At 70.5% G+C, this 14,248-nt stretch carries 16 protein-coding genes; 8 read left to right on the top strand and 8 right to left on the bottom strand.

The window, feature by feature from the left end; genetic code table 11:
• Window positions 1-14: 14 nt before the first annotated feature.
• From PVE36_RS11155 to PVE36_RS11145, 3 genes are read left to right on the top strand one after another with little or no spacing between them, the layout of a single operon-like run.
• Complete coding sequence (locus tag PVE36_RS11155) at window positions 15-1,085, top strand: adenylate/guanylate cyclase domain-containing protein (protein ID WP_277452380.1); 1,071 nt, start codon at window positions 15-17, stop codon at window positions 1,083-1,085.
• 23 nt (window positions 1,086-1,108) lie between these two features.
• Window positions 1,109-1,777: a response regulator transcription factor gene (locus PVE36_RS11150; RefSeq protein WP_277242101.1), complete on the top strand. Its 669-nt coding sequence runs from the start codon at window positions 1,109-1,111 to the stop codon at window positions 1,775-1,777.
• The gene (locus PVE36_RS11145; RefSeq protein ID WP_277452373.1) at window positions 1,774-2,772 is read left to right on the top strand and encodes a HAMP domain-containing sensor histidine kinase; all 999 of its coding nucleotides are present in this window, start codon (window positions 1,774-1,776) and stop codon (window positions 2,770-2,772) included. The genes PVE36_RS11150 and PVE36_RS11145 overlap by 4 nt, the downstream gene beginning before the upstream one ends.
• A gap of 6 nt (window positions 2,773-2,778) precedes the next feature.
• On the opposite strand, the gene PVE36_RS11140 is transcribed toward PVE36_RS11145, so the two are convergent.
• Window positions 2,779-3,324, bottom strand: a complete 546-nt coding sequence (locus tag PVE36_RS11140) for a GtrA family protein (RefSeq protein WP_277452371.1) — start codon at window positions 3,322-3,324, stop codon at window positions 2,779-2,781.
• A gap of 53 nt (window positions 3,325-3,377) precedes the next feature.
• On the opposite strand from PVE36_RS11140, the gene PVE36_RS11135 reads away from it, so the two are divergent.
• Complete coding sequence (locus tag PVE36_RS11135) at window positions 3,378-4,550, top strand: 5-(carboxyamino)imidazole ribonucleotide synthase (RefSeq protein WP_277452370.1); 1,173 nt, start codon at window positions 3,378-3,380, stop codon at window positions 4,548-4,550.
• A gap of 5 nt (window positions 4,551-4,555) precedes the next feature.
• A complete protein-coding gene (purE, locus tag PVE36_RS11130; protein ID WP_277455822.1) occupies window positions 4,556-5,110 on the top strand; it encodes a 5-(carboxyamino)imidazole ribonucleotide mutase in 555 nt (184 codons plus the stop codon).
• A gap of 1 nt (window position 5,111) precedes the next feature.
• Here the strand turns inward: purE and PVE36_RS11125 are convergent, their stop codons facing one another.
• Complete coding sequence (locus PVE36_RS11125) at window positions 5,112-5,564, bottom strand: CoA-binding protein (RefSeq protein ID WP_277452369.1); 453 nt, start codon at window positions 5,562-5,564, stop codon at window positions 5,112-5,114.
• Window positions 5,565-5,702: 138 nt separating this feature from the next.
• Between PVE36_RS11125 and PVE36_RS11120 the strand changes: the two genes are divergently transcribed.
• Together PVE36_RS11120 and PVE36_RS11115 are read left to right on the top strand one after the other, a co-directional pair.
• Window positions 5,703-6,878, top strand: coding sequence for a nucleotide sugar dehydrogenase (locus tag PVE36_RS11120; protein ID WP_277452367.1), 1,176 nt, complete (start codon window positions 5,703-5,705; stop codon window positions 6,876-6,878).
• A 36-nt stretch (window positions 6,879-6,914) separates the two neighbouring features.
• Window positions 6,915-8,084, top strand: coding sequence for an acyl-CoA dehydrogenase family protein (locus PVE36_RS11115; RefSeq protein WP_277452366.1), 1,170 nt, complete (start codon window positions 6,915-6,917; stop codon window positions 8,082-8,084).
• Between the two features lie 36 nt (window positions 8,085-8,120).
• On the opposite strand, the gene PVE36_RS11110 is transcribed toward PVE36_RS11115, so the two are convergent.
• From PVE36_RS11110 to PVE36_RS11095, 4 genes are read right to left on the bottom strand one after another with little or no spacing between them, the layout of a single operon-like run.
• Window positions 8,121-8,327 (bottom strand): hypothetical protein, encoded by a 207-nt coding sequence (locus PVE36_RS11110; protein ID WP_277452365.1) that lies wholly within the window; start codon window positions 8,325-8,327, stop codon window positions 8,121-8,123.
• A gap of 48 nt (window positions 8,328-8,375) precedes the next feature.
• On the bottom strand, window positions 8,376-9,002 hold the full coding sequence (locus PVE36_RS11105) for a dihydrofolate reductase family protein (protein ID WP_277452364.1): 627 nt from the start codon (window positions 9,000-9,002) through the stop codon (window positions 8,376-8,378).
• 18 nt (window positions 9,003-9,020) lie between these two features.
• Window positions 9,021-9,881: a 3-hydroxybutyryl-CoA dehydrogenase gene (locus PVE36_RS11100; RefSeq protein ID WP_277452362.1), complete on the bottom strand. Its 861-nt coding sequence runs from the start codon at window positions 9,879-9,881 to the stop codon at window positions 9,021-9,023.
• A gap of 52 nt (window positions 9,882-9,933) precedes the next feature.
• On the bottom strand, window positions 9,934-11,313 hold the full coding sequence (locus PVE36_RS11095; protein ID WP_277452360.1) for an LCP family protein: 1,380 nt from the start codon (window positions 11,311-11,313) through the stop codon (window positions 9,934-9,936).
• Between the two features lie 69 nt (window positions 11,314-11,382).
• Here PVE36_RS11095 and PVE36_RS11090 point away from each other — a divergent pair, with 69 nt between their 5' ends.
• A complete protein-coding gene (locus PVE36_RS11090; protein ID WP_277452359.1) occupies window positions 11,383-12,384 on the top strand; it encodes a glycosyltransferase family 2 protein in 1,002 nt (333 codons plus the stop codon).
• A gap of 230 nt (window positions 12,385-12,614) precedes the next feature.
• Here PVE36_RS11090 and PVE36_RS11085 read toward each other — a convergent pair whose 3' ends face one another.
• Both PVE36_RS11085 and PVE36_RS11080 read right to left on the bottom strand, forming a co-directional pair.
• On the bottom strand, window positions 12,615-13,253 hold the full coding sequence (locus tag PVE36_RS11085; RefSeq protein WP_277452358.1) for a CoA transferase subunit B: 639 nt from the start codon (window positions 13,251-13,253) through the stop codon (window positions 12,615-12,617).
• A 1-nt stretch (window position 13,254) separates the two neighbouring features.
• The gene (locus PVE36_RS11080) at window positions 13,255-14,064 is read right to left on the bottom strand and encodes a CoA transferase subunit A (protein ID WP_277452357.1); all 810 of its coding nucleotides are present in this window, start codon (window positions 14,062-14,064) and stop codon (window positions 13,255-13,257) included.
• Window positions 14,065-14,248 lie beyond the last annotated feature (184 nt).

Here is a 14,248-nt window from a genome sequence, read left to right as displayed (position 1 = left end):
GCCACGGAGGTGCTGTGCCGTACGAAGGAACCCACGGGCACGGCCCCGACGAGTCGGACCTCCCGGACGACCGCGCGCCGGAGGAGTTCGAGCGCGTCCTGCTCGGCCGGCCCGCGTCGATGGGACGGCGCCAGGTCTCCCGCGGCGCCGGGGTGTCGGTGCGCTCCGCCCGCAAGTTCTGGCACGCGATGGGCTTCCCCATCGTCCAGGAGGGCGACGACATGTTCACCGAGGCCGACCTTGAGGCGCTCGCGCGGGTGGCCCGGTTGGTCAGGGAGGGCGAGTTCCCCGAGGAGTTCGCGCTGTCGATGACCCGCGCTCTCGCACGGACCATGGACCGCCTCGCCGCGTGGCAGGCGCAGCTGGTCCTCGAGGAGGTCTCCCGCCAGCGCCACGGTGACGACGAGCCGACCGAGGAGGAGGCCATCGGCGACTCCGAGGTCGCCGCGGCCTGGCTGTCCGGCCTCGCCGACGACCTCGAGCCCCTCCTGCTCTACGTGTGGCGACGGCAGCTGACCGCGACGATCCAGCGGCTGCTCTCCGTCGAGGAGGAAGCCGGCCGGATGTCGGTCATCGGGTTCGCCGACCTGGTCAACTTCACCTCGGTCGTGCGCCGTCTCACGGAGCGGGACCTCGCGCGGCTGGTCCAGCGATTCGAGGACCTGTGCACGGACATCGTCACCGCCCACGGCGGGCGAGTCGTGAAGACGGTGGGTGACGAGGTGCTCTTCCAGACCTTCGAGGTCGCTCCCGCGGCCGCCATCGCCCTCGACCTCGTCGAGGCCATGACCGAGGACGACCTCCTCCCGGAGGCACGGATCGGGATGGCCCACGGCCCGGTCGTGCGTCGGCTCGGCGACGTCTTCGGCACGACGGTCAACCGCGCCAGCCGGCTGACCTCCGTCGCGCCGCCGGGCGGCGTCTACGTCGACGACGCCCTCACCCGGTTGCTCGAACCGCTCAGCGGCTTCGCCGCCGTCCCGACGCGCCGTCGGTCGCTGCGTGGCATCGGTGAGGTCGTCCCGAGCCGGCTCGTCCGGGTCAGGGGAGCGCGGCGCACCGCCGATGTCACCGCGCACGTCTGAGGATGAGTTCCTATGATCCGACCATGACCCGAGTGCTGCTGGCCGAGGACGACACCGCCATCTCCGACCCCCTGGCACGTGCTCTCGTGCGCGAGGGGTACGACGTGACCGTGCACGCCGACGGCCGCGAGGCCCTCGACGTCGCCCTCGGGACGCCTCCCGACCTGCTGGTCCTCGATCTGGGGCTACCGACCCTCGACGGGCTCGAGGTGTGCCGACGGATGCGCGCCACCGGTTCCGACGTCCCCGTCCTCATCCTCACCGCCCGCGCCGACGAGGTCGACACCGTCGTCGGACTCGACGCCGGAGCCGACGACTACGTCACCAAGCCCTTCCGTCTCGCGGAGCTCATGGCCCGCGTGCGCGCGCTGCTGCGTCGACGCAACGACGAGGCGCTCGAGCCGAGCGGCCCCCTGCGCCTGGACCTCGACAGCCGCCGCGTGTGGTTCCACGGCGAGGAGCTGCCGCTGACGGCCAAGGAGTTCTCCGTGCTCAGCGTCCTCGTGCGCGAGCGGGGCCGCGTCGTCACCCGCGAGCAGCTGATGGGCGAGGTCTGGGAGACCGAGTGGTACGGCTCGACCAAGGCACTGGACATGCACATCTCCGTCCTGCGTCGCAAGCTCGGTGACGACGTCGCGGACCCGACACACATCGCGACGGTGCGCGGCGTGGGATTCCGTTTCGACTCGTGAGCTACGGCGCGCTGGTCCGTCGGCTGCTGCTCGCGGTGGCCCTCGGTGGCGCGGCGGTCACCGCCCTCGTGCTCGGGCTCGTCCTCGTCGTCGTCGCCGACGGACAGAGCGTGCTCGGGCTCGATCCCGAGGCCTGGGTCGTCATCGCACCGGCGGTCGGTGCCGGTCTGGTGGCCCTGGCCGCCCTGGCGGTGCTGCGGGTCATCGACGGCCGGCGGGCGCGGGGTCTGACCTTCATCACCGCCCAGGTCGAGACGATCCGCGAGGGGGGCGGCGCGCTCCCGCGCACCAACGTCGGCCTGACCGACATCGACGCGACGACGCAGGCGATCGCCCGTCTGGCCGGTGAGCTGGCGCGTCAGCGCGCACTGGACCGGGACTTCGCGGCTGACGCCTCGCACCAGCTGCGCACGCCGCTGACGGCCCTGCTGATGCGTCTCGAGGAGATCGCCGAGACCGACGACCTCGACGTCATCCGCGACGAGGCCGCCGTGGCCGTGACCCAGGTCGAGCGGCTGAGCGGGGTCGTCGACACCCTGCGCTCGCGGACGCAGGAGGGCGAGGAGATCCCGGAGATCTCCCTGGACTCCGTGCTCGCGGGCCTGCAGCGCGAGTACCAACCGGCCTTCACCGCCGCCCACCGCACGATGCGGGTGGACGGACCGCCCGGTCTGGCGGTGCGGTGCGCCCCGATGGACCTCGCGCAGATCCTGCAGAGCCTCATCGAGAACTCCCTGGCCCACGGTGACGGCCGGGTGACGATCACCATGCGCGGGTCGATCGGATCGGTCGTCCTCGAGGTCCAGGACGAGGGGGAGGGGGTCCCCACTGCGATCGCGCCCCACATCTTCGAGCGGTCGGTGACCTCGAGCGGCTCCGGTCTCGGGCTCGGACTGGCGCGACAGCTCGCCGAGCGCAACGGTGGCCGCCTGGAGCTCGTGCAGGCCCAGCCCGCGGTCTTCACGGTCTTCCTCTCCGGGCCCGGCCGACGCTGAGCCGGCTCAGGGGTGAGCGACCCCGTCGTCCTCCTCCTCGTGGTGCAGCGGCGAGGTGCCCACGTCGAGGGGTTCGTGGATGAAGACGACCCGGCGGTAGGCCCAGAAGCGGAAGAGGGTCCCCAACCCGATCCCGAGGATCGTCGCGGTGTTGTCGGCCAGACGTGTCGTGAGGTCGAGCCCGTAGTGCGAGATGACCAGCGTCAGCGTCGACATGACCAGCGCCACGCCGTTGACGACGAAGAAGAGCGTCACCTCGTGGTGGGCCGGTCGGGAGCGTCGGTGCGCGAAGGTCCAGCTCCGGTTGCCGATCCACGCGAAGAGGGTCGCCACCACCCCGCTGATGATCCGGGCCGTGGTGACCTTGTCCGTGAGGACCGTGCTGGTCAGCAGGTTCATCCCGCCGATGTCGATGACGAAGGCCAGGGCCCCGACGACGCCGAACTTGGCCATCTCGTGCCAGAGCGTGTCGATGAGACCGGTGAGCCGTCCCCGCCGCCGATCGCGCGGTGCGTCGTCGGCGTCTGCCGTCGGCGGTGTGGAGTCGGCCATCCACCGCAGCGTAGACGCGGCGCGAGGCGACCGCGGCATCGTAGGGTGCTCACGTGTCGATACCCCACCGCGCCCCTGGAGGATTCCCCGTCGTCGGCATCATCGGCGGCGGCCAGCTCGCCCGCATGTGCGCGGGCCCCGCTGCGGAGCTGGGAGTGACCCTCTCCGTCCTCGTCGAGGACGCGCGCTCGAGCGCCGCCCTCGTCGTGCCCTCGTCGCCGGTCGGCGAGCACACCGACGTCGCGGCGGTGCGGGCCTTCGCCCGCGAGTGCGACGTGGTCACCTTCGACCACGAGCACGTGCCCGCGGAGGTCCTGCAGGCACTCGTCGACGACGGGGTCGCCCTCCACCCCGCACCCGGGGCCCTGCGCCACGCCCAGGACAAGCTCGTCATGCGCGAGGCGCTGACGGCGGCCGGGATGCCCTGCCCGCGGTGGACCGCCGCCTCGAGCGCCGCGGACGTCACGGCCTTCGCCGCGGAGGTGGGCTGGCCGGTCGTGGCCAAGACCCCCCGGGGTGGCTACGACGGGAAGGGGGTCCTCGTCGCCGATCGCGTGGAGGACCTCGACGGGTGGCTGGCGACCGCGGCCGAGCGCGGTGAGCCGTTGCTCCTGGAGGAGGCCGTCCCCTTCGTCCGTGAGCTGGCGGTCCTGCTCGCGCGCAGCCCCTCCGGCCAGGCGGCCGCGTGGCCGGTGGTCGAGACCGTCCAGACGGACGGCATCTGCACCGAGGTCATCGCCCCCGCCCCGGACCTGGCCGAGGAGGCCGCCCGGGCTGCGACCCTCGTCGGCCTGGACATCGCCGCGACGCTCGAGGTCACCGGCGTCATGGCCGTCGAGCTCTTCGAGCTCGCCGACGGCTCCGTGCTCGTCAACGAGCTGGCCATGCGTCCGCACAACTCGGGACACTGGAGCATGGACGGTGCCGTGACCGGGCAGTTCGAGCAACACCTGCGTGCGGTGCTCGACCTGCCTCTCGGCTCGCCCCGTCCGCGGGCGCCGTGGACGGTGATGGGCAACGTGCTCGGCGGGGAGCACACCGACCTCTACCCGACCTACCGGCACCTCATGGCCAGGGATCCCGAGCTGAAGGTGCACCTCTACGGCAAGGGTGTGCGGCCGTTGCGCAAGATCGGCCACGTCAACGTCTCCGGTGACGACCTGACCGGCCTGCGCGAGCGTGCACGGCACGCGGCCGACTACATCCAGGGAGTGATCGAGGAATGAGCAGCATGGGCGACACGAGGAGCAGCAGCACCGAGGTCGGCGCGGACCGGGTCCCACGCGTCGCCCTCGTCATGGGCAGCGACAGCGACTGGCCGACCATGGAGGCGGCGGCCGAAGTGCTCGATGACCTCGGCATCGTCTACGAGGCCGATGTGGTCTCCGCGCACCGGATGCCGACCGAGATGATCGAGTACGGCCGACAGGCCGAGTCGCGGGGGCTGCGGGTCATCATCGCCGGCGCCGGGGGAGCGGCCCACCTCCCGGGCATGCTCGCCTCGGTGACGACCTTGCCGGTCGTGGGTGTCCCGGTGCCGCTGAAGCACCTCGACGGCATGGATTCCCTGCTGTCGATCGTGCAGATGCCCGCGGGGATCCCGGTGGCGACGATGGCCGTCGGTGGCGCCCGCAACGCGGGGCTGATGGCCGCCCGGATCCTCGGGGCCGGTGAGGGCGGGGAGGCGGCGCGGCTGCGATCGTCCCTGGCGGACTTCGCGGCCGACCTGTCCGCACAGGCGCGGGCGAAGGGGGAGCGGCTGCGCCGGCGCAGGTCGGTCGACTAGGTCAGCGCACCGCGCCCTCGCCACGCAGGCGTCGCCACTCGATCTTCGGGCAGGTGTTCATCACGACCATCAGGCCGGCCTCCCGGGCGCGGTCGGCAGCGGCCGGGTCCTCGACCCCCAGCTGCATCCAGATGGCGTCGATCTGGAGGCGTTCCTTGTGGGCGATGGCCTCGTCGACGACCTCGCCGACGTGCTCGGAGTTGACGAAGCAGTCCACGACCTTGATGTCGGTGTCCGGGATGTCGGCCAGCGAGGCGTAGCCGGTGTCGCCGTCGACGGTCTCCGCGGAGGGATGGACCGGGATGATCGCCTTGTGCATCTCCTTCTTGAGCCACTGCGCCACCCGCAGGGCATCGCGGTCGTCGTTGTTGCTCAGACCCACGACGACCCACGTGCCGGGGTCGGCAATGAGGCGTCGCATCGTCTCGGTGTCGTTCCTGTGCGTGAGGCTCATGTCACCCATCCAACGCCGACCGCACGCGGGAATCAATGGCCCGCGCCCGCCCGGTCGTGGATTCTGTGACGCACACGGCACAATTCCACGTGGGGAGCCCTCCCCAGGACACCGTCGAGCTCTGTGAGGGAACGCAACGTGACAACGAAGATCGCCGTCGTGGGCACCGGGTACGTGGGCCTGTCGATGGCCGTCCTGCTCGCCCAGCACAACGAGGTCGTCGGCTTCGACATCGATGCCCGACGTGTCGAGATGCTGGGCCGCGGGGAGAGCCCGATCGAGGACGAGCAGATCGTCGACTTCCTCGCGGGTCGGGACCTCGACCTGACCTTCACCCTCGACAAGGAGAAGGCCTACGCGGGCGCCGACTTCGTCGTCATCGCCACCCCCACCGACTACGACGCCGACACCAACTACTTCAACACCAGCTCGGTCGAGGGCGTCATCAGCGACGTCATGGCGATCAACCCCGAGGCGGTCATGGTGGTCAAGTCGACGATCCCCGTGGGCTTCACGGCTGCCCTGCGCGAGAAGCTGGGTACCGACAACCTGATCTTCAGCCCCGAGTTCCTGCGTGAGGGGCAGGCCCTGCGGGACAACCTCCACCCCAGCCGCATCGTCGTCGGTGAGGTCAGCGAGCGGGCCCGCCGCTTCGCCGACCTGCTCGTCGAGGGCGCGGAGGACCGCGAGGTCCCGGTGCTGTTGACGAACGCGACCGAGGCCGAGGCGATCAAGCTCTTCGCCAACACCTATCTCGCCATGCGCGTCGCCTACTTCAACGAGCTGGACACCTTCGCCGCGACCAACGGGCTGAACACCCGCCAGATCATCGACGGTGTCGGCCACGACCCCCGGATCGGCACGCACTACAACAACCCCTCCTTCGGGTACGGGGGCTACTGCCTGCCCAAGGACACCAAGCAGCTCCTGGCCAACTACCAGGACGTCCCGCAGAACCTGATGCAGGCGATCGTCGACTCCAACCGCACCCGCAAGGACTTCGTCGCCGAGGACGTCCTGCGGCGCGAGCCGCAGGTCGTCGGGGTGCACCGGCTGATCATGAAGTCCGGCTCCGACAACTTCCGGGCCTCCTCGATCCAGGGGATCATGAAGCGGCTGAAGGGCAAGGGCGTCGAGGTGGTCGTCTACGAGCCGGTGATGGAGGAGGAGACCTTCTTCGGCTCGCGGGTCATGCGCGACCTCGAGGAGTTCAAGCGGGTCTGCGACGTCATCATCGCCAACCGGCGCACGCCCGCGCTGGAGGACGTCGCCGACAAGATCTACACCCGCGACCTCTTCGGTACGGACTCCTGACCGCCGCACGCACCACCACGGGTAGCATCACCTGACGTGAGCGCCAACACAGATTTCGACCTGTTCCGCACCTCCGAGGACCACGAGGCCATCCGCGAGGCCGTGAGGGCGGTCGCGGAGGACAAGATCGCCCCCTTCGCCGCCGCGGTCGACGAGGAGTCCCGCTTTCCGGCAGAGGCCAACAAGGCCCTGGTCGACGCCGACTTCCACGCGGCCCACGTCGCGGAGGAGCACGGTGGTGTCGGAGCCGACGCGCTGGCGGTGTCGATCATCATCGAGGAGGTCGCCCGCGTCTGCGCCTCGTCGTCGCTCATCCCCGCGGTCAACAAGCTCGGCTCCATGCCGATCATGCTCGGGGGGTCCGACGAGATCAACGCGCGCTACATGCCGCGGGTCGCCAAGGGCGAGGGCATCTCCTACGGCCTGTCCGAGCGCGAGGCGGGGTCCGACACCGCGGGCATGCGCTGCAAGGCGACCAGGGACGGCGATGACTGGGTCCTCAACGGGCAGAAGGCGTGGATCACCAACGCCGGTGAGTCCGAGCTCTACACCGTCATGGCGGTCACCGACCCCGACGGCCCGCGCGGGGGCAACATCTCCGCCTTCGTCGTCGAGAAGTCGGACGAGGGTTTCGGCTTCTCCGAGAAGGAGCGCAAGCTCGGCATCAAGGGTTCGCCCACCCGCGAGCTGCACTTCGACAACTGCCGCATCCCCGGTGACCGCATCGTCGGGGCGGAGGGCGGGGGCCTGAAGATCGCCCTGCGCACCCTCGACCACACCCGCGTGACGATCGGCGCCCAGGCGGTCGGCATCGCCCAGGGGGCACTCGACGAGGCGCTGGCCTACGTCAAGGAGCGCAAGCAGTTCGGCAAGCACATCGCCGACTTCCAGGGCATCCAGTTCATGCTCGCGGACATGGCGATGGAGCTCGAGGCCGCACGCCAGATGGTCTACGTCGCGTCCGCCAAGTCCGAGCGCCACGACGAGGACCTGCCCTTCTTCGGTGCCGCAGCCAAGTGCTACGCCTCCGACGTGGCCATGAAGGTCACGACCGACGCGGTGCAGCTGCTCGGTGGCGCCGGCTACACCCGGGACTTCCCGCTCGAGCGGATGATGCGCGACGCGAAAATCACCCAGATCTACGAGGGCACGAATCAGGTCCAGCGGGTCGTGATGGCACGTCAGCTCCTCAAGGGCCTTGTGTAGGGACGGCCGCGGGCTTCCACGCAGCCGGAGCCTCCCTCACCAGACGTCGTCCGGTGACAAGGGAATGACCCAAGCGAACCCGGGCCCCTCGATCGCGGCGTCGTAGGCGTCCTTGCCCTCCAGCACGAAGGCACCGAACACCGTCCACCTGATGTCACTGGTGAGACAAGCCAGGATCTGAGCGTGATCCGTGCGCCGGAAGCCGTCGAGGTATCGCTCCACGGTTCGCTTGTTGGCACTCATTCCGTCGTCCTGCTCCTGCGTCGATACGGCGCCTGCGTCGTCCCGGGGTCAATCCAGTGACGAGACCCCTGCGTAGGCCGCGAAGTCGGGCCGTCCCCGCGTCCGGAACACCTGGATGGTCAACCCCTGGGGTGTCGTGCGGCTGCTCACCAGCCCCAGACCGAGGGGAGTGGCGCCATCGGGAAAGAGCCGTCGGCCCTGCCCCACGACCACGGGCGCGACGACCAGTCGCACCTCGTCGACCAGGCCGGCCGCGAACAGGCTCTGGGCGAGCACCGAGCTGCCATGCACCTGGAGCTCGCCACCCGGCTGGGCCCTGAGGTCGGCAATCCGGGACTCGACGTCCCCCGTCACGATGGTGGTGGGGTGCCAGCCCGCGTCGGAGAGGGTCTGCGTGGCCACGTACTTCGGCAGGCTGTTCATCCGCTCCGCGAAGGGATCCCGTGGATCGGTGATCTGCGGCCAGTCACGGGCGAAGGCCTCGTACGTCCGCCGGCCGAGCAGCAGCGCATCGGCGTGATCGAGCCAGTCGGAGGCCTGCTCGACGAAGGTGGCGTCCATGTGCGGAACGAGCCACCCCCCTCGGGTGAAACCCTCACTCGGATCCTCCTGGGGCGAACCCGGCCCCTGGGAGACCCCGTCGACGCTGACGAACTGCATGACGGTCAGCTTCACGGCGGCTCCCTCCGGGGCTCAACGGTCGTAGGTGTAGAACCCGCGACCGACCTTGCGGCCGAGCAGGTTGGCATCGACCATGCGGGCGAGCAGCGGCGGGGGCGCGTACAGCGGCTCCTTGAACTCCTCGTAGAGCGACTGGGCGACGGCCATCGTCGTGTCCAGGCCGATCAGGTCCGCCAGCGCCAGCGGGCCCTGCGGGTGGGCCGCCCCGAGCACGAAGCCCTGGTCGATGTCCTCGGCGGTGGCGAAGCCGGACTCGTACATGCGGATCGCGCTGAGGATGAAGGGGATGAGCAGGGAGTTGACGACGAAGCCGGCCCGGTCCTGGCAGGTGATCGCGTGCTTGCCGAGCCTGCCGTCGACGTAGGCGCGAGCGCGCTCGGTCGTCTCCTCCTCCGTCATCAGGGAGGGGACGAGCTCGACGAGCTTGAGCACCGGGACCGGGTTGAAGAAGTGCACACCGAGGACGTTGCCCGGGCGCTTGGTGACCGTGGCGAGCTTCATGATCGGGATCGAGCTGGTGTTGGAGGCCAGGATCGCGTCCTGCGACTCGACGATCTCGTCGAGCTGCTTGAACAGCTCGACCTTCGCCGACTCGTCCTCGACGATGGCCTCGACGACCATGTCCCGGTCGGCGAGCTCGCCCAGGTCGGTCACGACCCGGATGCGCTCGAGGGCCGCGTCCGCACTGTCGAGGCGGCCACGCTCCTCGGCCCGCCGCAGCGACTTCTCCAGTCGGCCGCGGCCGGCGTCGGCGCGCTCCTGGCTCGACTCCACGACGACGACGTCCGAGCCGGCGCGAGCACACACCTCGGCGATACCCGCACCCATGAGGCCGCAGCCGACGACCCCGATCTTGTCAATGCTGTTGTCCATGGCAGCACACTAACGTCCGTGTGACCGCGCTCACCGCGCTGGGGTACGCCCCTCAGCCGTCATCGGGTGTGACCGACAGTGGCTCGTCCGCACGCAGGTCCGCGAAGAGCTGCTCCGACCGGGTCTCGTCCCACACGACGACGGACCCGACCGGTGTCGGCACGCTGGTGCCACTCGTGGGGACGACCATGGAGTTGCCGTCTCCCGAGGAGATCCCCCGGAAGGCCCAGAGCGCCATGGCGGTGCTGATCATCGAGTCGTCCTCGCCCACGGTCAGCGCGCCGGCGGTCGAGGTGCCCAGGGAGTGCACCCGCCACGGCAGCAGCAGGTTGGCGGGGGAGATCATCTTGTCCGAGAGCGCGCCGAGGAACTCCCGCTGCCGCTGGGCCCGACCCAGGTCGCCCTGGGGGTCGGAGTAGCGGGCGCGCACGTACCCCAGTGCGGTCTTGCCGTCGAGGACCTGGCACCCGGGTTCGAGGTTGATGTGGGCCTTCTCGTCGTCCATGGCGTTCTCGACGCAGATCTCGACCCCGCCCACGGCGTCGACGACGCCGGCGAAGCCGCCGAAGCCGATCTCCATGTAGCCGTCCATCTCCAGGCCCGTGTTGTGCTCGATCGTCTCCGTGAGCAACTCGGCGCCGCCGATGCTGAAGGAGGCGTTGATCTTGTTCATCCCGTGTCCCGGGATCTCGACGTAGGAGTCGCGGGGGATGGACAGGAGCGTGGAGGGACCGCTGCCGGTGTGCAGCACGAGGATCGAGTCGGTGCGCGCGCCCCCGGTGTCGCTGCCGGTACCCAGCTCCTCGCGCTCCTCGGGGGTCAGCCCGGCGCGGGAGTCGCTGCCGACGAGAAGCACGTTGCGTCCCTCGCTGGCCGGCCGGTCGCCGTCGGGGGAGGCGTCGACGGTGCCGACCTCCGCCCACGAGGCGCTGACGGCCCAGAACATGCCGAGGGCCCATGCCACCACGAGGACGAGCAGGACGGAGACGAACCTGCGGCCGGGCCGGCGCCGCCGCGGACGGGACGGGGCGCCTCGGTCGTGCGGCCCCCCACCGGCCCCGTGACCGCCTGTCGGGCGCTGCGGCCCGCCACCGCGAGGACCGCCCCCGGACGGGCGTGCCGGCGGGGTGCCGGTGGGCATGACGCGGGTGCGGGGCTCGTCCCGGGGGTTGGGGCGTGCCCCTGCGGCCGCTCGTCGCCTTGCCGGCGGGGTCTGGGCGGCCGGTGGCCGCTGCCCGGGGGAGCGCTCGCCGCCGGTGGGCGCCGGTCGTGCGGGGCGTTCGCGGCGTCCGATCGGGATCGCCCTGGCCGTGTCGTCGCCGTCCCGCCGGCCGCCGCGTCGCGCGTCGAAGGTGATCGCGTCGTCACCGTCTGGACTGCCGGAGGGGCGACCGCCGGAGGGGCGACGGGGGCGGGAGGGGCGATCAGGCATGCGACCGAGGATAAGAGCAAAGACGGGGAAGCCGCACGACGCCAGCGGCGAGTCCCGGTAGCAGTGGCCATGACTGTGTCCATACTGGAGCCCGTGTTGTCCCGAGTGAGCGTCATCATGCCCGTCCTGGACGAGGAGCGGCACCTCGCGGACTCGGTCGGGCAGATCCTGCGTCAGGACTGGCCGGGCGAGCTGGAGGTCGTCCTCGCCCTCGGGCCCTCCAGCGACCGCACCGCCGAGGTCGCGGCCGAGCTGACGGCAGCGGACCCGCGCGTACGGACGGTGTCGAACCCCTCCGGGCGGACCCCGGACGCGCTCAACGCCGCGATCGCGGCGTCCACCGGAGAGGTCATCGCGCGGGTGGACGCGCATGCCGAGATCCCGGCGGACTACCTGAGCACGGCCGTCGCCACCCTCGAGGAGACGGGGGCCGACAACGTCGGTGGGATCATGAACGCGATCGGGGTCAGCGGCCTCGAGCGGGCGATCGCGTGTGCGATGAAGAGCCCTCTGGGAGTGGGGGGCTCGCGCTTCCACACCGGTGGGGTGGCCGGGGAGGCCGACACCGTCTACCTCGGGGTCTTCCGGAGGGAGGCCCTCGAGCGCGTCGGCGGCTACGACCCCCACTTCGCCCGGGCGCAGGACTGGGAGATGAACCACCGCATCCGTTCCGGTGGGGGTCGGGTGTGGTTCACGCCCGACCTCGTCGTCACCTACCGCCCCCGCTCCACAGTGGGGCGACTGGCCGACCAGTACTTCAACTACGGACGCTGGCGCCGGGTCGTCGCCCGCCAGCACCCCGGGACGGCGAACGCCCGCTACCTGGCCCCGCCGGCGATGGTGCTCGGCACGGTCGCCGCAGGGGTCCTCGGCCTCGCGTGGCGTCCCGCCTGGCTGGTCCCCGCGGGCTACGCCGCAGCGGTCACCGCCGGCGGGTGGCTGATCTCGAAGGGGGAGCCGACGCCGGTCCGCACGCGCGTCCCCCTCGCGATCGCGACCATGCACTGGGCCTGGGGCATCGGCTTCCTCACCAGCCCCAAGCACCTCGCCAAGCCCGACGACGGGAGCTGACGGCGGGACTCGGCCGCGCAGGCACGGGGGAGGGCGGACGCAGGGAAGGGCGTGGCCCGACTCAGGCCCCAGCCCGCACCGACGAGCTCGAGGTGAGTTGGAGATCACGGGTGCGGGCTGGGCGCCAAGGGCCACCCCTTGCCTGCTCCGCACGACCGCCAACAAGCCCAAGGGCCGCGCCCCGCCCCTTCGTCCGGGAGCGGCCACGCGGCCCCTGTAACTCGTATGGATCAGGTCAGCTCGACGGTGAGCGTGGCCCCCGTCTTCTCCCGGACCTCCTGCTCGGTCACATCGGGAGCCAGCTCGCGCAGGACGAGCCCGTCGTCGGTGACGTCGATGACGGCCAGGTCGGTGATGATCCGCTGCACGACACCCTTGCCGGTCAGCGGCAGCTCGCACTCCGTGAGGATCTTCGGCGTGCCGTCCTTGGCGGTGTGGTCCATGAGGACGATGACCTTCTTGGCGCCGTGGACGAGGTCCATCGCGCCGCCCATGCCCTTGACCATCTTCCCGGGGATCATCCAGTTGGCGATGTCGCCGTTCTCGGCGACCTGCATCGCGCCGAGGATCGCGGCGTCGACCTTGCCGCCGCGGATCATGGCGAAGCTCGTCGCGGAGTCGAAGATCGAGGCACCCTTGCGCAGGGTCACCGTCTCCTTGCCGGCGTTGATCATGTCCGCGTCCACGGCGTCCTCGGTCGGGTACGGGCCGACGCCGAGGATGCCGTTCTCGGACTGGAGCACGATCTCGACGTCGTCCGGCACGTAGTTCGGGACGAGTGTCGGCATGCCGATCCCGAGGTTGACGTAGTCACCGTCGTGGAGCTCCTGGGCGGCTCGTGCGGCCATCTGCTCACGGTTGAGGGCCATGTCAGGCCTCCTTGCTCTCGTCACGGACGGTGCGCTTCTCGATGCGCTTGTCGGCGGCCTGCTCCGGGGTCAGCGGCACGACCCGCTGGACGTAGATGCCCGGCAGGTGCACGTGGTCGGGGTCGATCTCACCGGGCTCGACGAGCTCCTCGACCTCGGCGATCGTCACCAGGCCGGCCATGGCGCACAGCGGGTTGAAGTTGCGGGAAGTGGTGCGGAAGACGAGGTTCCCGTGGCGGTCGCCCTTCCACGCGCGTACCAGGGCGAAGTCGGCCGTGATGGCCGGCTCGAGCACGAACTCGTGCTCCACGGTGGCGGTCGTGCCCTCCGGAGTGCGCTCCTTGACCTCGAAGGTGCGGGTCTCCTTGGCGGGGGAGGAGACGGAGACATTGCCCTCGGAGTCGTAGCGCCAGGGCAGTCCGCCCTCGGCGATCTGGGTGGCCACCCCGGTGCGGGTCCAGAAGCCGGCGATGCCGGAACCTCCGGCGCGCAGCTTCTCGGCGAGGGTGCCCTGCGGGGTCAGCTCGACCTCGAGCTCCCCGGAGAGGTACTGCCGGACGAACTCCTTGTTCTCGCCGACGTAGGAGGAGACCATCCGTCGGATCTGGCCACCGCCGAGCAGGACCCCCAGCCCCCAGTCGTCGACGCCGCAGTTGTTGGAGACGCACTCGAGGTCGGTCACCCCCTTCGCGCGGACGGAGTCGATGAGCACGCTCGGGATGCCGCACAACCCGAAGCCGCCCACCGCGAGCGTGGCGCCGTCGGGGATGTCCGCGACGGCCTCTGCCGGTGAGGTGACAACTTTGTCCATGCCCCGAGCCTAACCAGAGCGGCGCGTCCGGATTGTGGGCGGGGAGCACATGGATGCGGGCGAAGGGGGTGGGCGGCCACCGGGTGCATCCCCGCCGTGCATGCGGAATGACAGGTATGTAATTGCCGAGTGGGGCTGGCGTGTCCTTCGTGACCCATGGAATAAGAGTGACTGGCCTGACTTC

This window comes from Janibacter sp. DB-40, assembly GCF_029510815.1.
In the GTDB taxonomy this organism is placed as follows: domain Bacteria; phylum Actinomycetota; class Actinomycetes; order Actinomycetales; family Dermatophilaceae; genus Janibacter.
This window is presented reverse-complemented; position numbering and strand designations above follow the sequence as displayed.